This window comes from Xenorhabdus sp. PB61.4, assembly GCF_963894935.1.
GTDB classification, from domain to species: domain Bacteria; phylum Pseudomonadota; class Gammaproteobacteria; order Enterobacterales; family Enterobacteriaceae; genus Xenorhabdus; species Xenorhabdus stockiae.
Genome location: NZ_CAWQJR010000217.1, coordinates 47355 through 69677, shown reverse-complemented (window position 1 = coordinate 69677; position 22323 = coordinate 47355). Strand labels below are relative to the sequence as shown.

The 22323-nt window shown below is 43.1% G+C and carries 21 protein-coding genes and 2 tRNA genes; 9 read left to right on the top strand and 14 right to left on the bottom strand.

Annotation, left to right across the window (positions count from 1 at the left end):
• The first annotated feature begins 629 nt into the window (after window positions 1–629).
• Window positions 630–2360 (top strand): arginine--tRNA ligase, encoded by a 1731-nt coding sequence (gene argS / locus AACX68_RS19255; RefSeq protein ID WP_228858244.1) that lies wholly within the window; start codon window positions 630–632, stop codon window positions 2358–2360.
• A gap of 64 nt (window positions 2361–2424) precedes the next feature.
• On the opposite strand, the gene murJ is transcribed toward argS, so the two are convergent.
• Together murJ and rimJ are read right to left on the bottom strand one after the other, a co-directional pair.
• Window positions 2425–3963, bottom strand: a complete 1539-nt coding sequence (gene murJ / locus AACX68_RS19250; protein ID WP_228858243.1) for a murein biosynthesis integral membrane protein MurJ — start codon at window positions 3961–3963, stop codon at window positions 2425–2427.
• Window positions 3964–4158: 195 nt separating this feature from the next.
• Window positions 4159–4731 carry a ribosomal protein S5-alanine N-acetyltransferase gene (gene rimJ / locus AACX68_RS19245; protein WP_099110178.1) on the bottom strand — a complete coding sequence of 191 codons (573 nt, stop codon included), beginning with the start codon at window positions 4729–4731 and terminating at the stop codon, window positions 4159–4161.
• A 175-nt stretch (window positions 4732–4906) separates the two neighbouring features.
• Between rimJ and mdtH the strand changes: the two genes are divergently transcribed.
• Window positions 4907–6112 carry a multidrug efflux MFS transporter MdtH gene (gene mdtH, locus AACX68_RS19240; protein WP_228858242.1) on the top strand — a complete coding sequence of 402 codons (1206 nt, stop codon included), beginning with the start codon at window positions 4907–4909 and terminating at the stop codon, window positions 6110–6112.
• A 54-nt stretch (window positions 6113–6166) separates the two neighbouring features.
• On the top strand, window positions 6167–6730 hold the full coding sequence (locus tag AACX68_RS19235; protein ID WP_228858241.1) for a lipoprotein: 564 nt from the start codon (window positions 6167–6169) through the stop codon (window positions 6728–6730).
• A 99-nt stretch (window positions 6731–6829) separates the two neighbouring features.
• Here the strand turns inward: AACX68_RS19235 and AACX68_RS19230 are convergent, their stop codons facing one another.
• From AACX68_RS19230 to AACX68_RS19220, 3 genes are all read right to left on the bottom strand, one after another.
• Complete coding sequence (locus tag AACX68_RS19230) at window positions 6830–7372, bottom strand: TorD/DmsD family molecular chaperone (RefSeq protein ID WP_228858240.1); 543 nt, start codon at window positions 7370–7372, stop codon at window positions 6830–6832.
• 88 nt (window positions 7373–7460) lie between these two features.
• Window positions 7461–8402, bottom strand: a complete 942-nt coding sequence (gene ghrA / locus AACX68_RS19225; RefSeq protein WP_228858239.1) for a glyoxylate/hydroxypyruvate reductase GhrA — start codon at window positions 8400–8402, stop codon at window positions 7461–7463.
• A 183-nt stretch (window positions 8403–8585) separates the two neighbouring features.
• Window positions 8586–9062, bottom strand: a complete 477-nt coding sequence (locus AACX68_RS19220; RefSeq protein ID WP_228858245.1) for a hypothetical protein — start codon at window positions 9060–9062, stop codon at window positions 8586–8588.
• Between AACX68_RS19220 and AACX68_RS19215 the strand changes: the two genes are divergently transcribed.
• From AACX68_RS19215 to AACX68_RS19205, 3 genes are all read left to right on the top strand, one after another.
• Window positions 9014–9154 (top strand): hypothetical protein, encoded by a 141-nt coding sequence (locus AACX68_RS19215; protein WP_228858238.1) that lies wholly within the window; start codon window positions 9014–9016, stop codon window positions 9152–9154. The two genes, AACX68_RS19220 and AACX68_RS19215, sit on opposite strands and share 49 nt — an antisense overlap.
• 210 nt (window positions 9155–9364) lie before the next feature.
• Window positions 9365–9454 (top strand) — tRNA-Ser (locus AACX68_RS19210).
• 31 nt (window positions 9455–9485) lie between these two features.
• Window positions 9486–9575: transfer RNA gene (locus AACX68_RS19205), tRNA-Ser, on the top strand.
• Window positions 9576–9673: 98 nt separating this feature from the next.
• Here the strand turns inward: AACX68_RS19205 and AACX68_RS19200 are convergent.
• The 4 genes from AACX68_RS19200 to AACX68_RS19185 form a co-directional block, all read right to left on the bottom strand.
• Complete coding sequence (locus AACX68_RS19200) at window positions 9674–10192, bottom strand: DUF6622 family protein (RefSeq protein ID WP_228858237.1); 519 nt, start codon at window positions 10190–10192, stop codon at window positions 9674–9676.
• Between the two features lie 94 nt (window positions 10193–10286).
• The gene (locus AACX68_RS19195; protein ID WP_228858236.1) at window positions 10287–10661 is read right to left on the bottom strand and encodes a VOC family protein; all 375 of its coding nucleotides are present in this window, start codon (window positions 10659–10661) and stop codon (window positions 10287–10289) included.
• 93 nt (window positions 10662–10754) lie between these two features.
• Entirely contained in the window at window positions 10755–11186 is a 432-nt protein-coding gene (locus tag AACX68_RS19190; RefSeq protein WP_228858235.1) for a hypothetical protein, read from the bottom strand.
• Window positions 11187–11275: 89 nt separating this feature from the next.
• On the bottom strand, window positions 11276–11962 hold the full coding sequence (locus AACX68_RS19185; RefSeq protein WP_228858234.1) for a helix-turn-helix transcriptional regulator: 687 nt from the start codon (window positions 11960–11962) through the stop codon (window positions 11276–11278).
• A gap of 484 nt (window positions 11963–12446) precedes the next feature.
• On the opposite strand from AACX68_RS19185, the gene AACX68_RS19180 reads away from it, so the two are divergent.
• The 3 genes from AACX68_RS19180 to dauA all read left to right on the top strand — a co-directional run bounded on the left by AACX68_RS19180 (window position 12447) and on the right by dauA (window position 16912).
• Entirely contained in the window at window positions 12447–13070 is a 624-nt protein-coding gene (locus tag AACX68_RS19180) for a CDP-alcohol phosphatidyltransferase family protein (protein ID WP_228858233.1), read from the top strand.
• Between the two features lie 10 nt (window positions 13071–13080).
• On the top strand, window positions 13081–14850 hold the full coding sequence (locus AACX68_RS19175) for a bifunctional alpha/beta hydrolase/class I SAM-dependent methyltransferase (RefSeq protein WP_228858232.1): 1770 nt from the start codon (window positions 13081–13083) through the stop codon (window positions 14848–14850).
• 319 nt (window positions 14851–15169) lie between these two features.
• A complete protein-coding gene (gene dauA, locus AACX68_RS19170) occupies window positions 15170–16912 on the top strand; it encodes a C4-dicarboxylic acid transporter DauA (protein WP_228858231.1) in 1743 nt (580 codons plus the stop codon).
• A 212-nt stretch (window positions 16913–17124) separates the two neighbouring features.
• Here dauA and kdsA read toward each other — a convergent pair whose 3' ends face one another.
• The 5 genes from kdsA to hemA form a co-directional block, all read right to left on the bottom strand.
• The gene (kdsA, locus tag AACX68_RS19165) at window positions 17125–17979 is read right to left on the bottom strand and encodes a 3-deoxy-8-phosphooctulonate synthase (RefSeq protein ID WP_228858230.1); all 855 of its coding nucleotides are present in this window, start codon (window positions 17977–17979) and stop codon (window positions 17125–17127) included.
• 110 nt (window positions 17980–18089) lie between these two features.
• Window positions 18090–18905 carry an invasion regulator SirB1 gene (gene sirB1 / locus AACX68_RS19160; RefSeq protein ID WP_228858229.1) on the bottom strand — a complete coding sequence of 272 codons (816 nt, stop codon included), beginning with the start codon at window positions 18903–18905 and terminating at the stop codon, window positions 18090–18092.
• The gene (gene prmC, locus AACX68_RS19155) at window positions 18889–19776 is read right to left on the bottom strand and encodes a peptide chain release factor N(5)-glutamine methyltransferase (RefSeq protein ID WP_228858228.1); all 888 of its coding nucleotides are present in this window, start codon (window positions 19774–19776) and stop codon (window positions 18889–18891) included. The genes sirB1 and prmC overlap by 17 nt, the downstream gene beginning before the upstream one ends.
• Window positions 19776–20858, bottom strand: coding sequence for a peptide chain release factor 1 (gene prfA, locus AACX68_RS19150; protein WP_228858227.1), 1083 nt, complete (start codon window positions 20856–20858; stop codon window positions 19776–19778). The genes prmC and prfA overlap by 1 nt, the downstream gene beginning before the upstream one ends.
• A gap of 30 nt (window positions 20859–20888) precedes the next feature.
• On the bottom strand, window positions 20889–22148 hold the full coding sequence (hemA, locus tag AACX68_RS19145) for a glutamyl-tRNA reductase (protein ID WP_099124763.1): 1260 nt from the start codon (window positions 22146–22148) through the stop codon (window positions 20889–20891).
• Window positions 22149–22323 lie beyond the last annotated feature (175 nt).

Sequence of the window (22323 nt, the reverse complement as noted above, 5' to 3'; positions counted from 1 at the left end):
AATCTTGATGTGACATAGCCTTTATTCCTTTATTTCTCTCAGTTTGGCGACTTAAAGTTATAAAGGAGCGGCTATGTCATTTCAACTCATCATAAAAGTCGAGCATCGCGTCAAAATATATAATTAAGACTGGAGTAACTAAATGAAGATATACACAATGGATTTCAAGATGCGTCACGGCGGCAAGGGAGAGACAAATTTGTCGGGAACGAATTTGCCCAGCCAAAGGCTGGCCTCCGGTGAGAGGCAGGAGCCTCTCAGTAATCCCCGGGAGCATAGATAACTATGTGACTGGGGTGAGCGAGCGCAACCAACAAAGAGGCAACTTGAAAGATGAAGTGTATAAAGGTTACTGAACTAGATTCTAAGTGCTTTTGTTGTGGAAAGTCATCAAAATAACCAGCTTTTCTTCATATCAGAGATTAATGATGCTATCAGATATCTTTCCTCGACGAAGAATCCACCAAAAGAAGTGGCAAAAACAAAAAGTCCCCCTGCCAACCGGGGCTGATAGTAGCATGCAGGGTATTGAATATGGTATAAACCCCGTTATTTTCTCATAACCCGCATGCCAGAAAATGCTGCATTATAAAAATGTGTAGTTTTGGTACGTAATTTAAGGTAACACTGTGAATATACAGGCTATTCTTTCAGAAAAAATCAGTAGTGCGCTGATTGCAGCTGGTGCTCCAGCCGATAGTGAGGCTCACGTTCGTCAATCTGCAAAAGCTCAATTTGGTGACTATCAAGCAAATGGTGTCATGGCGGCAGCGAAAAAAGTTGGTATGCCTCCACGACAACTGGCAGAAAAAGTTGTCAATTTGCTGGATCTGCAAGGAATTGCCAGCAAAGTCGAAATCGCGGGCCCGGGTTTTATCAATATCTTCCTTGATAAAACATGGGTTGCCACAAATGTAGAAAACGCGCTGACAGCAGAAAAACTGGGGGTATCCCCTGTCGAGCCACAAACTATCGTTATCGATTATTCTGCGCCTAATGTCGCTAAACAGATGCATATTGGTCATATCCGCTCAACCATCATCGGTGATGCTGCAGCGCGTACCCTTGAATTCCTCGGCCATAAAGTTATTCGTGCTAACCACCTTGGCGACTGGGGTACTCAGTTCGGCATGCTGATCGCCTATCTGGAAAAAGTACAGAATGAAAATGCCAGTGATATGGCATTAGAAGATTTGGAAGAATTTTATCGCGCCGCCAAGAAAAATTACGACGAAGACGAAGAATTTGCCATTCGCGCCCGCGGCTATGTTGTAAAACTACAAGGCGGTGATGAATATTGCCGCAATATGTGGCGTAAATTGGTTGAAATAACCATGTCACAGAATCAGGCAACTTATGACCGCCTGAATGTCACGCTGACCGAAAAAGACGTGATGGGTGAAAGCCTTTATAACGATATGCTGCCGGGGATCGTTGCTGACCTGAAACAACGTGGCATAGCTGTTGAAAGCGATGGCGCAACTGTGGTTTACCTTGACGAATTCAAAAATAAAGAAGGCGAACCGATGGGCGTTATCATCCAGAAAAAAGATGGTGGCTACCTCTATACAACAACAGATATCGCCTGTGCCAAATACCGCCATGAAGTCCTGAATGCAGACCGTGTGCTTTACTACATCGATTCACGCCAGCACCAACATTTAATACAGGCTTGGTCGATTGTACGCAAAGCCGGTTACATCCCTGAATCCATGACACTGGAACATCACATGTTCGGCATGATGCTGGGCAAAGATGGCAAACCATTCAAAACCCGCGCAGGCGGTACAGTGAAATTAGCCGACCTGCTGGATGAAGCCATTGAACGTGCCGATGCACTTATCCGTGAAAAAAACCCGGATATGCCGGAAGATGAGCTTAAAAAAGTTATTGAGGCAGTTGGTATCGGCGCAGTAAAATACGCTGATCTCTCCAAGAGCCGCACAACAGACTATGTATTTGACTGGGATAATATGCTGGCCTTTGATGGCAACACTGCTCCTTATATGCAGTATGCATATACCCGTGTCTCCTCTATTTTCAAACGCGCTGAAATCGATGAAAGCAGCCTGACACTGCCTGTTGTACTGAATGAAGAACGCGAGCAAACGCTGGCTACCCGTCTTCTGCAATTTGAAGAAACAATCACAACAGTAGCTCGTGAAGGGACACCACATGTGATGTGTGCTTACCTGTATGATCTGGCTGGCCTGTTCTCCGGTTTCTACGAACACTGCCCAATCCTGAATGCGGAAAATGAAGAGTTGCGTCAAAGCCGACTGAAACTGGCATTGCTGACGGCAAAAACCCTGAAGCAGGGTCTGGATACTCTGGGGATTCAGACTGTAGAGCGGATGTAATCGAACTATAAAAATATCCCGCCGTTTGCGGCGGGATATTTAAACACACTAGTAGATTAAATAATCACTGTAATCCCCGATGTGCGAAATCCTTTAACCGGAATCCCAATAAAGCTAATGCAGCAAAATAACTGCCTGCCCCGGCAACTACAACAGCCATCAATCTTAACAAACGCATTGCCATATTACCCTGCTCCCAGTTCGGCATGAACCATAGCATTACCAGCAAAACGCCAACCATAACTGCAATGGCCACCAGCAATTTAAGCAAGAATACTCCCCATCCTGCTAATGGTTTAAATATCTCACGTTTACGCAATTGCCAGTACAGCATCACGGCATTGAAACAAGCAGCTAAACCAATGGAAAGGGCTAATCCTGCATGTTTCAGAGGACCGATAAAAGCAAGGTTCATTAACTGAGTTAAAATCAGGGTTGCAATCGCAATCTTGACCGGTGTTTTAATATCCTGACGGGAATAAAAACCGGGAGCCAGAACTTTAACAACGATCAACCCCATTAAGCCGAAGCAGTAGGCAATCAATGCCCGTTGTGTCATGGCTGCATCAAAAGCAGAAAAATTACCATACTGAAACAGTGATACTGTTAATGGTTCAGCCAAAATCCCCAATGCCACAGCACAAGGCAATGCCAGTAAAAAGCAAAGACGTAGCCCCCAATCCATCAGTTTCCGGTATTCATCATGATTACCACTGGAAAAACTTTTCGCCAATGAAGGCAATAAAATCGTTCCTAATGCAACCCCTAAGACACCAGAAGGTAATTCCATTAATCGATCTGCGTAATACATCCATGAAACAGAGCCGGAAACCAAAAATGAAGCAAAAATCGTATTGATAATCAAAGAAATCTGGCTGACTGATACCCCCAAAATAGCCGGTCCCATCTGGCGAATAACACGCCATACACCGCTATCGCGGAAAGAAACCCGAGGCAGCACTAACATACCTATTTTTTTCAGATGAGGGAGCTGGTAAGCCAGTTGTAAAATACCACCAGCAACCACAGCCCATCCAAGCGCCATCACGGGAGGGTTACAGTAAGGCGCCACGACCAACGCAAAGAAGATCATGCTGACATTAAGCAACGTTGGTGCAAAAGCAGGTACTGAAAAACGGTTCCATGTATTCAGGATTGCCCCCGCCAAAGATGCCAAAGAGATCAAGAAAATATAAGGGAATGTGATTCTGAGTAAATCACGAGTCAACGTAAACTTATCCGGTGTATCAGCAAAGCCCGGCGCGGTTACATAAATAACCCACGGCGCAGCAATTATTCCAATTACAGTAACAATCGCTAAGATCAACGTCAGCATACCCGACACATAGGCGATAAAGGTTCGAGTTGCTTCATCCCCCTGCTGATTTTTGTATTCGGCAAGAATGGGAACAAAAGCCTGTGAAAAAGCCCCCTCAGCAAAAATACGACGTAATAGATTAGGTAACTTGAACGCAACAAAGAAGGCGTCTGTTGCTACGCCTGCACCAAATATACGGGCAATAATAGCATCACGGATGAAACCCAGAACGCGGGAAAACATCGTCATTGAACTGACGGCTGCCAGTGATTTTAGTAAGTTCATGATATTGTTTAATAAGTATATTTCTATGAAATGAGCGTGAAAGCGTAAAGCAACGTCATCAGATATGCTTAAAATGGAACCGAATATGATCCGATGAGATAGCACTGATAGGCAAAGTTTAACAGACAAAAACCCTGCCTACATTGGCTATCTCCTTTTTATTAATTATTTTTAACCCTGTATGCTCTTTCCCGTTCACCAATCATTGTTGGTTAATGCCGTCAGAACATGATCCTGCCAGACACCATCTATCATTAAGTATTTTTTTGCATACCCTTCCTGCTCAAAATTCAGTTTCTTAAGCAAATTTCCACTTCGTTGGTTATGCGGCATATAGTTAGCCATAATCCGGTGCATTTTCTGGTGATTTTGCATATAACGAAGAGCCGGCTGCAATGCTTCATACATAAGCCCCTGCCCTTGCAATTTTTCCGCCAGCGAATAACCCAGATAGCAGGAGTGAAATGCACCACGTACAACATTGGTAAAATTTGCCACACCTAAAATTTCGTTCTCATTAGGATCCAACAACACAAAATTAAATGTCGCATTTTGCCGTTGTAATTCGGCAACATAACTCAGCTTATTCGTCCAGCCCGAAGGTTGGTAAAAACTCCGATCTCTTATCGGCTCCCACGGTTTAAGAAAATCTTTATTTTCTGAATAATATTCAGCCAAACGATAAGCATCACGCTCATATACCAGACGGACGATCATCCTGTCCGTAATAAAACGAACTTTAGGCGATGTAGACCGATAACCAAACATGCCTTCTCCCGATATTTATTTTAAAAAGATACTCAATAATTTATAGCTAATAGAAGTCAATATCATTGTTTTACGATAAAAAAATATCATATATAAATCCTCTATCTTAAAAATAGGATTGCGTACAGAATAATAGAAATTTCATTTTTATTTTCTCATATATTGATGGTGCGAAATGTCATTGGTTTCACAGGCCCGTAGTTTAGGTAAATATTTTTTATTACTTGATAACTTATTGGTTGTTCTTGGATTTTTCGTTGTTTTTCCATTAATTTCGATCCATTTCGTCGAACAAATGGGTTGGGCGGCCGTTATTGTCGGGCTCGCTCTGGGGACTCGCCAGTTTGTTCAGCAAGGGCTGGGCATTTTTGGTGGCGCCATTGCTGATAAATTTGGTGCCAAGCCGATGATTGTCTGCGGAATGTTACTGCGTGCATTAGGCTTCGCTTTGATGGCAATAGCTTCTGAACCGTGGATATTAATCTTTTCCTGTATTTTATCTGGTTTGGGCGGAACATTGTTCGATCCACCACGGGCTGCGCTGGTCATTAAACTAACCCGCCCACATGAACGCGGTCGTTTCTATTCACTGTTATTGATGCAAGACAGCGCAGGCGCTGTGATTGGTGCACTGATAGGAAGCTGGTTATTACAATACAATTTCAATATGGTGTGCTGGATAGGCGCCGGGATTTTCGTTCTGGCTGCTATTGCAAATGCCTGGTTGTTACCTGCATATCGTATCTCAACAATCCGCACCCCCATCAAAGAAGGTATGATGCGGGTTATTAAAGATCGCCGCTTCTTTTATTATGTGCTGACCCTGACAGGGTATTTTATTTTATCAGTACAAGTGATGCTGATGTTCCCGATTATTATCCATGAAATGTCCGGCAGCCACACAGCCGTAAAATGGATGTATGCTATCGAAGCGGTTATTTCCCTGACATTGCTTTACCCTATCGCCCGGTGGAGTGAAAAACATTTCCGCATGGAACAGCGCCTGATGATAGGCTTATTTTTAATGAGCCTTTGCATGTTTCCTATCGGCTGGATTAACCAATTACACCTGCTTTTTGCCCTTATTGCCCTGTTTTACTTAGGAACTGTTACGGCAGAGCCTGCCCGGGAAACCCTCAGCGCTGGTCTGGCGGACCCAAGAGCCCGTGGCAGTTATATGGGATTCAGTCGATTAGGGCTGGCGCTCGGTGGTGTATTGGGCTATACCGGTGGCGGCTGGCTTTACGATACCGGCCATGCATTGAATATGCCTCAATTGCCGTGGGTTTTATTAGGATTAATCGGCTTGTTCACCATTTATGCTCTTCATCGCCAATTTAATCAGAAAAAAATCGAACCAGTAACCATTAGTAGACATTAACAATATGAATAATGGTGTAGAATCTGCCCAGCAAAAATAAATATAGGAGCCGGCATGAAAAAATTTTTATTAGGGGCAGCATTAGTGCTGATTGGTTTACTCAGTGGTTGCGGCCAGTTTAAAGATCTCAGCATCAGTGAAAGTTTGCTCAATGATTATTTATTAAAGAAAGTACATTATCAGAAAGAGATTGGGATTGCTGGCATAGCAAATTTCAACGTTTCTCTGGGAAATTTAAGTAGTCAGATAGGCCGTCAGGATCCGGAAAAAATCATCCTGACCAGCAAGGGAAAAGTTGAAATTTCAACATTATTTGGTTCAACACAGGCAGATATGACATTGGCTATCAGGGCCAAGCCTGTATTTGATGCAGAAAAAGGGGCTATTTTTGTTAAAGGGCTGGAAATTATCGATTATCAAACTACCCCTGAAAAAGTAGCCGGGCCGATCAAGGCGTTGATTCCTTATCTGAATACCTCGCTAACTGAGTTTTTTGATACTCATCCGGTTTATGTTCTCAATCCGGAAAAAAGCAAGTCCGAAGCAGCAGCGGCAAAATTCGCTAAGGGACTGGAAATTAAGCCTGGAAAACTGGTTATTGGGTTAACTGATAAATAATTTTTATTGTCATTGAAATAATAAGGGCAAATTATTCATAAATAATTTGCCCTTATTTTATCGATAATTAACGCAATTAGCCTCAGCTAAGTGACAATGTCACTCAGCTTCCAGCTCCTCACGTAGTGCCTGTAATGCCTCACGGGTAATCATAGCCAGAATCCGATAAAAACCACTGACAGCATGAGCTTCAACTTTTCCAAGGAACTGCCCACACCACGGCAATAAATATTCATCGAATAATGTTATCTGAGCCTGAACTTCATCTTCTGCCGCCTGATCTTCCAACCATGACGCAGCCAGTAATAAAGAGCCAAACTGATCGGCTGCTGTATCAGATAATGGCATACCCCGCTCGCTCAGGAACTGACGCACTTCATTTTCTGTTCCATCAGTATAATCAGAGCGGCAAATGGCAACCTTAGCAGTCTCCCCGACAAACAACGCCTGATAGTCTGATTCTATTACAGATAAATCGCTATTTTGTTGTAGGCGAACCAATAACTCATCCTGTTCTAAAGGCCATGCCTGCTTTAATTTACCTTCAGCAATCATGTTCATCAGAGGCTGTAAGATAGGATCTTGCGGTGCGCGGTTAAACAGGGTGCCTAAAATGCGGCAGACAATAGAAAATTCATTCATGACTTCATTAAATCCCAATAATTTAAAATAACGACTCATTCAAATGGCGTTATTTTGCTAATCATCCGCCATGCTGTAAAGCAGCTTATTAATAGCCAAGCGATATATCCACAAGGCCAGTTGGTGTTTGTCCCTGCTCCATTCTCCGGATATTCTGACAAATAGCGTCCATAGCCTGTTCCGGGATGGTGTTTGCAGCAATATGCGGCGTAATAGTGATACGGGGATGAGTCCAGAATGGGTGCATATTTGACAGCGGCTCTTCAGCGAAGACATCAAGTGTTGCGCCGGCAACATATCCTTTATCAATGGCAGTCAGTAAATCCTGTTCAACAAGATGAGAACCTCTCGCTATGTTGATGATATATGAACCTTCTTTTAATTGACTAAATGCCGAAAGGTTTAACACACCGCGGGTTTCAGACGTGCTGGGAAGTAAGTTAATTAATACCTTACAGTCAGAAAGGAACTCTCCAAGTTGTTCTTCACCATAAAAATTTTCAACGCCGGTCAGTTCTTTTGGAGTCCTACTCCAACAACGTACCGTAAAATTAAACTCTGCCAATTTCTCAATCACACAGCGCCCCAAAACCCCGGCACCCAGTACACCGATAACAAATTCTTTTCGATCGTGAGGAGATAATGGCTGCCAAATGCGCTGCTCCTGATTACGTTTATACTCATCCATTCGCCGGAAATAATGTAACACTGCACTCACTGCATATTCCTGCATCTGATACCCCATTCCCGTATCTTCGAGGCGAATTAACGGGACATTCGCTGGCAAAGCTCCGGGGTTTTCCAACTCTTGCTGAAGAATAGAATCAACACCAGCGCCCAGAGAGAATATTCCCTTAAGATCTGAGCGCTCAGTCAACATTTCATAGGGAGGATGCCAAACAAGGGCATAATCTGCGGGAGCGTTATCTCCCTTAGCCCACTTTCTCACTTTAGCATCAGGTAAACGTTCAGTTATTCCTTGAACCCACTTATCGGCATCAGACGCAGGACTAAAAAAAATGATATTCATATAATCTTATCCCTTTTTATTTTTTAATAGATTAAAACTATTGCCGAAAGGTGAAATGTCAAGAAAAACATAGCTGAACATCGTACGTTCGCTCACCAATATCTACTATTCAATTGAATTGAATCAATTTATATTCCTGCTGTTTTTCGTGTACTGAAGATTATTTTAGCAGTAATGCTATTTTTATGGTCTTTTCAGCATTGCAGTAATTGACGCGCTACCAGCCACGCAGATAGCTCCCAAAAGAAGCATGACGACAAACACAGATAGTAATATGCCAAAATGAGATATTTCTGCCGCAATTAATGGCCCGATACTGGCACCAATAAATAGAATGAATCCATTAAGCGCCATTCCTGCACCTCGATTGGGTGCTGATAGAGAACCAAACTGCGTGATCATCGCAGGAATAGCAAGGGCGATGCCAATAACAAAAACTAGACTACCAATAGCAATGCCAATCAGGGATTGTGACAATATAGCTTCCAGTGACAACCCGACAGCAGCAGTAATATAACCAAAGATAGCAATAGCAGGCATACTTATTCTGCGAGCTAACATTCCAACTAACAGTGCCGCAAACATGCCCGGTAATCCAATATCTGGCATTCTTGATATTGTCCCTAGCCGGATGGTGGTCAGCAGTACCTCAGGTAGCACGTATGCTCACTGGCTCAGATAGCCAGCAAGAACATGCCAGACGTCGGGCTTCTGTTGTTGAAGCTGCCCGGCGCTTAGCATCAGCCCCCTAAATGACAAAAAACCATCAGAGCTTTGATTAAAAACAGCTTCAAAAGTGCTATAAATGTTTATCACGTATGCAAATTGTTTTTTATTTGTCTAATCAATCAAAAAGCGCGAAAAAATCGTGATAAGCCTGTTGACGCCTGCGCTGCTTTTCCCTATAGTAGCGCCCCGTTGCAGCGACGAATACAAACAGAATCGCTGAAATAACAAAATATGGTGAGGTGTCCGAGTGGCTGAAGGAGCACGCCTGGAAAGTGTGTATACGCGAAAGTGTATCGAGGGTTCGAATCCCTCCCTCACCGCCATATTTTGTAATCAACTGAAAAATTAAAAAACGGTGAGGTGTCCGAGTGGTTGAAGGAGCACGCCTGGAAAGTGTGTATACGTGAAAACGTATCGAGGGTTCGAATCCCTCCCTCACCGCCATAATTTAATATCAGTTGAATAAATCATATAGATATGATGCCTCGTTAAAATAACGGGGCTTTTTGATTTTATACCGGTCAAAACTCCATTTTTTATTTTTATTCAACTCTTCTTTTCTGCCGATCCTTATAATAAGGGATATAGAGATTCAGTGTTCCTCCCCAGAAAACACCATCTAACAAACCACTGGCAAAACCAAATAATAAATTAAAGCTAAAAGAGTGTGTTAGCGCTGGATGTATTGCTGCCGTGGCGGAAATAATGAATTTAACGCAAAATATGATCAGAATAAAAATCAAGGTTAAAGGAGTGCCTGAACGGATAATTAAATCGCTGTCCGGCTTTTGTCTTAAGCGTGGCTGAGTACTCCATAATTTCCAGCCTATTGCAATACCTGCCAATATCCCCACAACAAGCGCCAATAATGCCGAACCCTGAAAAACCGTTTCATGTAGTACAGCATAAACTGCCCAGATGAAAAACACGATTGGCAATAAAAATAGACGACTCACCGTCATTTCCCTGTCGTCTAATGCTTTAATGCCACGGAGAACCAAAAAAACAAATAAGATCCAAACCCATACCGGTGTATCTTTGATAATCATCAGGATTGACATATCTTTCCTCACTGAGTCCTATTACTTTTAAAAGAGCCTAACCATATAGACTCTTATTATAATTGTTCCTCAATGGGCTTTCTATTTTGTCGTCTTAATCCAATAAACAAACCCGAATCATATGACCATCAGGATCTTCAACAACAAACGTCCGGCCAAATACTTCGGTATGAGGTACCTGTAATACTTTAATTTTTAGTTCCTGTTGCCATTTTACAAATAATTTATCGATATCTTCACTGTTTGGTAACATGATGCCAATTTCGGAAAACCGGGAAGTATTTAAATCAGGTTTCGGGCCTCCTGACCAAATGGAAAATAAAGCTTCAGCACCCGCAGAAAATGCAACGTAACGTTGGCCAGCAAAAACCGGTTCAGAATTAAAGATTTTAGTATAAAAGGATGTCGAACGTTCTATATCAGAAACATAGACAAGCTGAAGATTAGGTTTAGCAGTTATTTTTTCCATATTAACCTCATATTAATTTTATCAAAATTTTTTATTTGTATTTAAATAAAAGACTGATGTTATTTGATTTTCCCTGATCAGTATTTTTCATACTTAATAGGTTTCAACAGTAGATTTCAGCCTTAATACTGTCTCAACTAAATCATGTGTGACTTGTTTAAAAAAACTCTGAACCTGAATAGCAGGCACATTAGAATCAGGCATAAGTGATACCGTTGCCTTAATCAGATATTCCATATTGTTCTCATGTGGAATAATTTGATGAGAAAAAATTAAAGTCCCTATATGCGGAAGACTAACTTGATCAGTGAATTCTTTATTAATTTCAATATTTGAAAGGTAGAATCGAATTTCTGGCTTTCCCCTTAACACCATTTTTCCGTATTGCCCTGTTTTTACCTCACCTTCAAATTGCAAAGATTCAAGATCAGTTTCCCATTTCTTCCTTAACTCAAAATCAACATAATGAGCCCAAATATGGGATGGTTCAGCTTTTACTGGGGTAGAAAAAGACAAAACTAACATGAAATACCTCCAACTATTGTCTGGGCTTACTTAGAATAGTTGTAAGGTATCAACACCAAGTGACAGTTTCTGTCAGTAGCCTGACTTAATCAGTGAGGTATTTTCTTAAATTCCCTCCACTCTTTCAGTAAAGATTGCCTTGATCGGGGGTAACACTGTTTTTCAACATGCAGACTCAGGATTCTGTCAGACCGAAAATGGCGGAATTCTCCCCGCAATTCACACCAGCCAATCACAATACTGACATTTTCAAAATACCCTAATGCAAATGGCCAGATAGTCCTTTCGGAATCCTGTTCTTTTAAGTCCCGGTAAGTCAAAGTAACTTTACGTCTGGCACGAATTGCCTGCCGGATTGATGAAATATCGATCACTAGCTGAGTAGCTGCTGCCGCTGGCCCGACTAACAAAGAGCTGCTCTCCAGAAGTTGCTTCAATTCTGTTGGGATAACCGCAGCAATTTTATTGACAACACCTTTTGCCGCTTCCCTCAATTGTGGATCTGCACGTTTCGCCACCCAATTGGCACCTAATGCCAGCGCTTCGATTTCATTCTGGGTAAACATCAAAGGTGGCAAAACAAAACCGGGTCTTAAGACATACCCCACACCCGGCTCCCCCTCAATAATTGCCCCCTGTTCCTGTAAAGTGGCAATATCCCGATAAAGCGTTCTTAAGCTGATATTCATCTTCTGGGCTAATACTTTTCCCTGCACAGGAAAGTGATAGCTACGCAATATTTCAATCAAAGATAACAAACGCTGTGCTCTGGACAATGTTCCATCCTCATCCAATTTGTTTATTCATTTGATAAATCATAGGTTAATTATTGGAGTGAACTCAAATGAATCTGTGAGGATATTGGTGAATATATGCGCCGAAAACAAGATATGAGATCCATGAAATAGCTGACTGACCGGAAATATTGAAAGGGTAAGCAAACACTGAATCTGTCCATTTGGCATTGCAACGGTCGATATCCTTCTCCGACATATCATAATACCTTGTGGGACGCGGTAGTTATGCCAGCGTAGGAGTAATAAAGATATCGTAAGGTAAAAGCTGGGTTGACAACTCACGCCCAAGCAGGCGAATGTGCTCTATATCATTTGAATGAGTTACACCATTTGTCGGTTACTCACTGAAAAGTAACCTGAAAAATGAATAGTATATCAGTATGTTTTTCTGCACATAATATTTGACATCACATGATACATTAATAACACTGATATTTTTACCTCTAACGGATCTAGGGAAATAATGACTATATATGATCTAAAACCCCGTTTTCAGAACCTGTTACGGCCTATCGTCATTCGTCTTCATCATCTGGGATATACAGCCAATCAAGTCACATTATCCGCTCTGTTTTTATCACTTTTTATCGGTTTATTATTAAGTTTATTTCCCACATCTTCCCTATATTGGATACTGCCTGTTTTTCTGTTTATTCGTATGGCACTGAACGCAATTGATGGAATGCTGGCGCGGGAACATAACCAAAAATCTCATTTAGGCGCTATTTATAATGAGTTAGGGGATATTATTTCTGATGTTGCCCTCTATCTTCCCTTCTGTTTTTTACTCGGTGTCAACAATATCAGCTTGCTGATAATTCTATTTCTTACCATTTTAACCGAGTTTATTGGCGTATTAACGCAATCCATTGGCGCATCACGACGCTATGATGGCCCGATGGGAAAAAGTGACCGTGCTTTTGTTTTTGGTGCTTATGGGTTAATTATTGCCATTTTTCCTTCGGCTTTAAGTTGGAATAGTTATCTGTTTCCTTTTATCGCTATCTTACTCTTAATGACTTGCTATCAGCGGGTTGTCAAAGCCCTGTATGAGATCAGGCAAATTGAACAATCCCAGTCCAGATAAGGCCTCCATAATGTCACAACTATTCAAACAACGTATTGCTGAAGAACACTACTTCACTACATCTGATGATGTATCTCTGTTTTATCGTCACTGGCCACAGCAACAAATTAAAGCAGAAAAAGCGATTATTATTTTTCACCGTGGTCATGAACACTCCGGACGCGTCCAGCATATTGTTGATGAACTCAATCTGCCTGATTTTGCTTTCTTTGCGTGGGATGCCCGTGGTCACGGTCTGACAAAAGGAGCACGTGGCTACAGTCCGTCAGTCGGCACATCAATTCGTGATGTAGATGAGTTTGTCCGGTTTATTGCCGCTGAATATGATATTGCGATGGAAAATATCGTAGTAATTGGTCAGAGTGTCGGCGCTGTGTTAGTGTCCGCATGGGTACATGATTACTCCCCGAAAATCCGGGCGATGATCCTTGCTGCTCCGGCTTTTGATATTAAATTGTATATTCCTTTCGCCACTCAGGGATTGAAGTTGATGCAGAAAATGCGCGGGATTTTCTTCGTCAACTCCTATGTAAAAGCTAAGTTTTTAACCCACGATGAAACCCGGATTGCCTCTTATAATAACGATCCACTGATTACCCGTGAGATTGCAGTCAATATCTTGCTGGAGCTTTACCAAACCTCAGAACGTGTCGTTAAAGATGCCGCCGCGATTACACTTCCTACTCAGTTATTCATTTCAGGCAGTGATTATGTTGTGAACTCAAAACCACAGCACCAGTTCTACCAGCAATTAAGTAGCCCAATGAAAGAGAAACATGTTATGGCAGGTTTCTATCACGATACGCTGGGTGAAAAAGATCGACACCTTATTTTTGATAAGATCCGGCTCTTTCTGGAGCGTATTTTTGCTATTCCACGTTACCAGCATGACTATGCGCAGCAAGATATCTGGAGCTATTCCGCCGATGAGTTTCGTGCACTCAGTACGCCGCTTTCCCATTTCAGTGCCAAAAACCTCGCTTATCAATTAATACGTAAGGCCATGGAGAGTCACTTAGGTAAGGCTTCAGAAGGAATACGATTGGGTCTTACAACAGGGTTTGATTCTGGTTCTACGCTGGATTATATCTACCGAGATCAGCCACAAGGTCAGGGAATTTGGGGGAGATTGCTGGATAAACACTACCTGAACAGCATTGGCTGGCGTGGTATACGGCAACGTAAAATTCATATCGAAACGCTGATCCGACAGGGCATTCGTTGTTTGCATAAACAAAAAATGCCAGTACACATTGTGGATATTGCTGCCGGTCATGGGCGCTATGTGCTTGATGCCATCAATGAATTCAGCAAAGTTGATTCTGTTTTACTGAGAGATTATAGCGATATTAATGTGCGTCAGGGGCAGGCTTATATTGAAGAACGCCATCTGTCAGAAAAAATTCGGTTTGTTATCGGGAATGCTTTTGATGCTGACAGCATAGCCTCAATAACACCTGCGCCAACACTGGGAATTGTTTCAGGCCTCTATGAATTATTTTCTGATAATAATCTGGTCAGAAATTCCCTGCACGGTCTTGCTGAAGCTATTACAGAAAATGGTTATCTGATATATACCAGCCAGCCGTGGCATCCGCAGCTTGAAATTATTGCTCGTGTTCTTTCAAGCCACCGAGAAAATGAACCGTGGATCATGCGACGTCGCACACAAGGTGAAATGGATGCACTAGTGGAAGCGGCCGGATTTGAGAAGTTATACCAGTTAACAGATAACTGGGGTATTTTTTCCGTTTCCATTGCTAAACGTGTTTATCGTTGAAAATAATATGAGCCAGTATTCACTGGCTCATATTATTTTATTAAAACTCTTTATAACGATGAATTAATATCCACATTAATATAACAAAGTCATAAAAGCATCAAAAACAGCATTCGATTGATTTTTATTTATTCAACGCTAACCTATCAGATAACTTTTTGACGTATAACACTTTTATTAGGTAATTAAAGCGATATCCTTATCCCTGTTTCTTATTTCAATCCACTATACACAATGGATTTCAAGATACATCGCGGCGACAAACAACTTGAATGACGAAGTGTATAAAGGGATATTTTATTCTTAGGTCTTACATGAAATGAATACTAAAAAAATCAATGGAATACGGATTTTTAGCGCATTTATTGACGCCTGCTGGAAAGAATCTTACTCTTTCTCCCGTTTTATCAAAGATATCATTGCCGGTATCACTGTGGGTATTATCGCTATTCCTCTGGCAATGGCTCTGGCTATAGGGAGTGGAGTGGCACCGCAGTATGGTCTTTATACCGCCGCAATCGCCGGTATCGTTATCGCCATTACCGGCGGTTCACGTTATAGCGTATCCGGGCCGACTGCCGCTTTTGTCGTCATTCTTTATCCGGTATCACAACAATTTGGCCTGAGTGGCCTATTGATAGCGACACTCATGTCCGGTGTTATCCTGATTGTTATGGGTCTGGCACGTCTTGGTCGTCTTATCGAATATATTCCGCTTTCTGTAACCCTTGGGTTCACTTCCGGCATTGCTATCACGATTGCCACCATGCAGATACAAAATTTCTTTGGCTTGCAAATCAGCGAAGTTCCGGAAAACTATATCGATAAAGTCATTACTCTCTCTCAGGCAATTCCTTCATTTCATTTTAGTGACACAATTATTGGCTTGACTACCCTTCTGATATTAATCTTCTGGCCCAAACTGGGATTAAAGTTACCGGGTCACTTACCCGCTTTAGCTGCCGGAACGGCTGTTATGGGAATAATGCATCTGCTGGGGCATGATGTAGCTACTATCGGCTCTTCATTCAGTTATATGCTGGAGGATGGAACACAAGGTCAGGGCATTCCGCCAATCCTGCCCCAGTTTGTATTGCCGTGGAATTTACCGAATTCGCCTTCTTTCGATATTAGCTGGAATACGATTTCCGCATTAATGCCTGCTGCATTTTCAATGGCTATGTTAGGCGCTATTGAATCTTTACTGTGTGCGGTCATTCTTGATGGTATGACAGGAAAAAAACATCATTCTAACAGTGAGTTGGTCGGGCAAGGCTTAGGCAATATTGCTGCTCCCTTCTTTGGTGGTATCACAGCAACCGCCGCTATTGCCCGTTCTGCAGCTAATGTGCGAGCCGGAGCAACCTCCCCTGTCGCCACAGTGATTCACTCTTTATTGGTATTATTAACTTTACTGTTTCTGGCCCCCATGCTTTCATACTTACCGTTAGCTGCAATGTCCGCTATTTTACTTATTGTGGCCTGGAACATGAGTGAAGCCCATAAAGTGGTGGATTTAATCCGCCATGCCCCCAGAGATGACATTATTGTGATGCTGCTATGCATGTCATTGACAGTTCTGTTTGATATGGTGATCGCAATTACTGTCGGCATTGTTCTGGCATCACTACTGTTTATGCGTAAAATCGCCAATATGACCCGTATCAGTACTTCTGCCATAACAGATGCTGAGAAAGGGTTATTGGTCGTTCGGATTAACGGGCCACTTTTCTTTGCAGCTGCTGAACGTATTTTTACTGAATTAAAAGAAGAAAGTGCTGAATATCAAAACATCATTATGCAGTGGGATGCAGTTCCTGTACTGGATGCAGGCGGGTTACATGCTTTTCAGAGTTTTGTACGCGAGATGGCTAAAGAGTCGAAACAGGTTGTTGTCTGTGATATCCCCTTCCAGCCTTTAAAAACACTGGCAAGAGCTAAAGTCACACCCATTGCAGGGCAACTCAGTTTTTATGCTACTTTACCTAAGGCATTAAAAGAGATGAAAGTGGAATATTCACCTGAAATTTGTGTTTCAGCGGATAAAGCCAGCCATCAATAACTAAAATATGCGGTTACAACGTATAAATAAATATATACCCAATGGATTTCAAGTTGCATCGCGACGGCAAGGAAGTTCATCCCCGGAAGCATAGATAACCGTATATTTATAAAAACGGTGACCGGGGTGAGCGAGCGCAGCCAACAAAGAGGCAACTTGAAAGACGAAGGGTATAACCGCAATTTCAGCAAAAAATTCGATCAGCTCAAAAATTATTTACTGGTATCCAGCTCTGGAAAACCTTTCACTACATCATCAATGGCTTTCATCTGCATCAGGAATGCTTCCAGTTTTGCCAGTGGCAGTGCAGATGGCCCGTCACATTTTGCATTTTCCGGATCTGGGTGCGCTTCAAGGAATAAACCTGCGATACCCACTGCCATTCCCGCACGAGCCAGTTCAGCAACCTGCCCGCGGCGTCCGCCGGAAGCTGCACCGAATGGGTCACGGCACTGTAAAGCATGAGTCACATCGAAAATGATCGGTGAACCGTTGGTTGCCTGTTGCATCACACCGAAGCCCAGCATATCTACAACCAGATTGTCATAACCGAAGTTGCTGCCACGGTCACACAAAATCACCTGATCATTACCGCCTTCTTTGAATTTCTCGACGATATTGCCCATTTGCCCCGGGCTGACAAACTGGGGTTTTTTAACATTAATCACTGCACCCGTTTTCGCCATCGCTTCCACCAGATCGGTCTGGCGAGCAAGAAAAGCAGGAAGCTGGATAACATCAACCACTTCAGCTACAGGTTGTGCTTGCGCGGGTTCGTGTACATCAGTAATAATTTTTACGCCGAAGGTTTGTTTCAGTTCCTGAAAAATTTTCATTCCCTCTTCAAGACCCGGGCCACGGTAAGAACGGATAGAAGAGCGGTTAGCCTTATCAAAAGAGGCTTTAAAAACATAAGGAATGCCCAGTTTTTGTGTCACCGTGACATAGTGTTCACAAATCTTCATGGCCAAATCCCGTGATTCCAGGACATTCATGCCACCGAACAACACAAATGGCAGATCATTTGCGACCCTGATATCACCAATATTAACCACTTTCTGTTGCATGCTTATACCTTCTGTTGTTAAGGGTAAAAAATTTTAATAAAACACCAAATCAGGTGTGAATAACTCTGCCACCATCCACTTAATACCTGCCTACCAATACAATAGTAAGGTTAGTGCAGCACTATGGTTCGGCGTTCTCTATCTATAGAATTAATCTGCATTTTTATCATCTCTGAGATAGGGTCTTCAGGACAATGTTCTACAAAGTAACTCAGATCTGAAACCGCAATATGATCACAATCAAGCTGGGCATAAATAAGCCCACGATCACGGATTTCATACGGGTCATCCGGATCAAACATCAGCACCACTTCACTGGCTTTAAGTGCCAGTTCCATCTTTTTTTCTTCCATCAGAGAAACTTTGATCGTATCAGTGATTTTGCGTACTAAGCTGCTGTTATCGGCTTCCTGTAAGTCTTTCTTTTCCAGCCGGACAGTCGGGCCAATGTTACCTTTCAGCCAGACATCAAGGATATGTTCATTAAGCGTTTCCCCATTCATGGGGTTAATAAACCAGGCAGGTTGATCAGGCAAATCAATACGTAATATTAACTGTGTCGGAAATATTACCGGCGTTATAGGAATAGCCAACATCTGAGCGATATGCACAAATAGCGCACCCAGTGCAACCGGTGCACCCTGACGGGAAGCAATTACACTATCCAGCCATAGAGTATCCGATAGACAGTACACCCCATTTGCTCCACCAAACTTCCACTCCTGATAAAAAAGTGTCAGTAATGATTGCAGTTTTTCTTTATGGTCATTGATTGAAAAAAGTGCCTGCTGTGCTTCTTCGACTAAAGCAGTTAGCTGCTCTGACACTAATGCCTGAGGGAAATCAGGACGAATAGCCTTTGATACCAGAATAATACCATCAATCAGGGGAGCATCATTGAATTCATAATTAGTTATGGGTTTCATTTTTATTCCATCGACCTACCGTGATACGTTCATTACCACCATAATCCTGAAAAGTCACTATCTGATGATAACCCTTCTCTAAAAACAGGTTCCTGACAACTGCTCCCTGTTTCCAGCCATGCTCCAATAACAGCCATCCATTCGGTAATAGAAAATGGCGGGCCTGTTCCACGATTGCCTGTAAATCCGCCAAACCATTTTGTGCGGCAATCAATGCAGTGGCCGGTTCAAACCTAACATCCCCTTCTTTCAGATGAGGGTCATTCTCATCTATATACGGGGGATTACTGACAATCATATCAAATTGTCTGTCACCCACTGCAGAAAACCACTCACTTTGTAAAAAATTCACATTGTGAATAGCTTCTTGTCCATTGACTTTTCCAATATTGATCTTTTCAATATTGTTTTTTGCCAGTGCGACTGCTTCAGGATTAATATCGACTCCCGTGACATGGCAATCACGCCTTTCAGATGCCAATGCCAGAGCGATCGCGCCCGTTCCCGTACCAAGATCGAGGATTTGTGCCGGTGTTTCCGGCAACAATTCAAGTGCTTTTTCCACCAGACACTCCGTGTCAGGCCGCGGGATCAGAGTTGCGGGTGAGACTGCGAGTGGTAATGACCAGAACTCTTTCTCACCAACGATATAAGCGATTGGCTCACCTTTCAGTCGGCGAGCCAGTAAGCCATCAAGCTGAAGGGATTCTTCTCCTGAAATGGACGTTTCGCTAAACGCTATCAGGTAGGTACGGGAGCGACCTGTCACATGCCCTAACAGAATCTCCGCCTCTCGCTTAGGGCTGCTATCAGCAGGCAAATTATCAGATAACTGAGCCGCGGCGTATTGCAGCCAATGTTGATAATTCATTAATCCTGCTCTGACAGTGCTGATAACTGGTCAGCCTGATATTCGGTAATGATTGGCTGGATCAACATATCCAGTTTACCTTCCATAACTTCATCAAGGCGGTATAGCGTCAGGTTGATGCGGTGGTCAGTCACTCGCCCTTGCGGGAAGTTATAAGTCCGGTTGCGATCTGAACGGTCACCAGAGCCAAGCAGGTTACGGCGCTCAGAGGCTTCAGCTTCCTGGCGTTTCTGCATTTCAGCAGCACGAATACGGGCACCCAGCACAGATAATGCTTTAGCTTTATTTTTATGTTGCGAACGTTCGTCCTGACATTCCACCACAATTCCGGTAGGAATATGGGTAATTCGGATCGCGGAATCGGTGGTATTAACATGCTGACCACCCGCACCGGAAGAACGGAAGGTATCAATTTTCAGGTCTGCTGGGCTGATTTCCGGCAATTCAGCTTCCGGAATTTCCGGCAGTACCGCTACTGTACAGGCCGAAGTATGGATACGACCCTGAGATTCTGTTTCCGGCACACGTTGAACACGATGACCGCCTGATTCAAATTTCAAATGCCCGTAAACCTGCTCACCAGAAACCTTCGCGATAACCTCTTTGTAACCGCCATGTTCCCCTTCGTTGGCACTCATAATCTCTACTTTCCAACGACGAGATTCGGCGTAACGGCTATACATGCGGAACAGATCTCCGGCAAATATTGCCGCTTCATCACCACCAGTTCCCGCACGCACTTCCAGAAAACAGTTGCGCTCATCATCCGGATCTTTTGGCAACAGCAATAACTGGAGTTGCTGTTCCAACTCTTCATTACGAATTTTTGCGTCCTTGAGTTCTTCCTGCGCCATTTCCCTCATTTCAGGATCATCAAGCATCATCTCGGCTGTCTGTAAATCATCCTGCGTTGTTTTCCAGGATTTAAAACAGCTAGTTACATCGGTAAGTTGAGCATATTCCTTTGATAATGCACGGAAACGCTCTTGATCAGCGATCACTTCGGCATCACCGAGGTGAGCCAGTACTTCTTCATGGCGTTCTTGCAATGCTTCCAGTTTAGCGACAATAGAAGGCTTCATTCGTAATATCAGACCTTATTTAGAATAGGGTTATGGATCCAGCCCAAGGCCGTCCCGCAGGAGATTCAGGCGTTCTAAATCGCCGTCACTGGCAGCCTTTTGGAGTGATTTAGTTGGTGTATGGATCAGACGATTCGTCAATTGGTGAGTTAACTGGTTGATGACCTGTTCTGCATCAGCACCCTGCTGTATGGACATTAATGCTTTTGCAGTCATCTCAGCCCTGATTTTTTCTGCCTGTTCCCGATATTCGCGAATTGTATTAACTGCGCCCTGCGAACGCAACCAATCCATAAAATGAGTGCTCTCTTGTTGTACAATTCCTTCAGCAATCACAGCCGCTGCTTTACGTTGCGCAAGATTCTGCTGAATAATGGCCTGTAAATCATCAACACTGTACAAATAGGCGTCACTCAATTTCTCAACATCCGGCTCGATATCTCGGGGAACAGCAATATCAATCAGCAGCATGGGTTGATTACGGCGTAATTTTAGTGCCCGTTCGACCATGCCTTTACCAATAATCGGTAAAGGGCTGGCTGTAGAACTGATGACGATATCTGCTTCTGCCAGTCGGGTATCAATTTCCGACAGGGATATCACTTCCGCATTCACCTCATTCGCCAGCGTATACGCCCGCTCTTTTGTGCGGTTGGCAATCATAAGATGGTTAACCCGGTGCTCTTTAAGATGACGGGCGACAAGCTCAATCGTTTCCCCGGCTCCCACCAGCAGAATATTTAACTGAGAAAGCGACTCAAAGATCTGCCGGGCGAGCGTACAGGCAGCAAAAGCGACAGAAACCGCATTCGCCCCAATTTCTGTTTCAGTTCTGACCCGTTTGGCAACAGAAAATGATTTCTGGAACAGACGCTCTAATTCCCCTGACAAGGATTGGTAGCTCTGCGATTCAGAAAAGGCTTTTTTCACCTGACCTAAAATTTGAGGTTCACCAAGCACCAGTGAATCCAATCCGCTGGCAACCCTCATTAAGTGGCTGACAGCATCACTCCCCAGATGCCAGTAAAGGCTCGTGTTGAGTTCATCGTGGCTTAACTGGTGATATTCGCATAACCAATTGATGAGTTGCTCTTTCAGGTTGTCCTGCTGTTCGACACTGAGATACAGTTCGGTGCGGTTACAGGTTGACAGCACAACCCCGCCCCTCACCAGCGGCTGCTGGAGCAGGTTATCAAGTGCCAGCCCTATCGTATCGGGAGAAAAGGCTACCCGTTCACGCAAAGAAACAGGCGCTGTTTTGTGATTTATACCGAGTGCTAATAAAGTCATCTTAACTGCGTTGAGTTATCTGGCATGGGCTCATAACAATATTAATAATCATTCTCATAAACCTACACCTTTCGTAAGGACTCTCATTGGTTGAGCATTCTACTTGATGCAACAGTTCAATAAAAGTCAATCAAACAGTTCGACTATAATTATTCGGGAAATTTTAACGAAACTT

Coding starts and splice junctions, on each gene's coding strand:
- ghrA (WP_228858239.1), bottom strand. CDS start 8,402: ATGAATATCATTTTTTTTAGTCCTGCGTCTGATGCCGATAAGTGGGTT.
- AACX68_RS19180 (WP_228858233.1), top strand. CDS start 12,447: ATGACTATATATGATCTAAAACCCCGTTTTCAGAACCTGTTACGGCCT.
- AACX68_RS19195 (WP_228858236.1), bottom strand. CDS start 10,661: ATGGAAAAAATAACTGCTAAACCTAATCTTCAGCTTGTCTATGTTTCT.
- AACX68_RS19235 (WP_228858241.1), top strand. CDS start 6,167: ATGAAAAAATTTTTATTAGGGGCAGCATTAGTGCTGATTGGTTTACTC.
- AACX68_RS19175 (WP_228858232.1), top strand. CDS start 13,081: ATGTCACAACTATTCAAACAACGTATTGCTGAAGAACACTACTTCACT.
- dauA (WP_228858231.1), top strand. CDS start 15,170: ATGAATACTAAAAAAATCAATGGAATACGGATTTTTAGCGCATTTATT.
- murJ (WP_228858243.1), bottom strand. CDS start 3,963: ATGAACTTACTAAAATCACTGGCAGCCGTCAGTTCAATGACGATGTTT.
- rimJ (WP_099110178.1), bottom strand. CDS start 4,731: ATGTTTGGTTATCGGTCTACATCGCCTAAAGTTCGTTTTATTACGGAC.
- prfA (WP_228858227.1), bottom strand. CDS start 20,858: ATGAAGCCTTCTATTGTCGCTAAACTGGAAGCATTGCAAGAACGCCAT.
- sirB1 (WP_228858229.1), bottom strand. CDS start 18,905: ATGAAACCCATAACTAATTATGAATTCAATGATGCTCCCCTGATTGAT.
- AACX68_RS19190 (WP_228858235.1), bottom strand. CDS start 11,186: ATGTTAGTTTTGTCTTTTTCTACCCCAGTAAAAGCTGAACCATCCCAT.
- mdtH (WP_228858242.1), top strand. CDS start 4,907: ATGTCATTGGTTTCACAGGCCCGTAGTTTAGGTAAATATTTTTTATTA.
- AACX68_RS19200 (WP_228858237.1), bottom strand. CDS start 10,192: ATGTCAATCCTGATGATTATCAAAGATACACCGGTATGGGTTTGGATC.
- hemA (WP_099124763.1), bottom strand. CDS start 22,148: ATGACTTTATTAGCACTCGGTATAAATCACAAAACAGCGCCTGTTTCT.
- kdsA (WP_228858230.1), bottom strand. CDS start 17,979: ATGCAACAGAAAGTGGTTAATATTGGTGATATCAGGGTCGCAAATGAT.
- AACX68_RS19230 (WP_228858240.1), bottom strand. CDS start 7,372: ATGAATGAATTTTCTATTGTCTGCCGCATTTTAGGCACCCTGTTTAAC.
- prmC (WP_228858228.1), bottom strand. CDS start 19,776: ATGAATTATCAACATTGGCTGCAATACGCCGCGGCTCAGTTATCTGAT.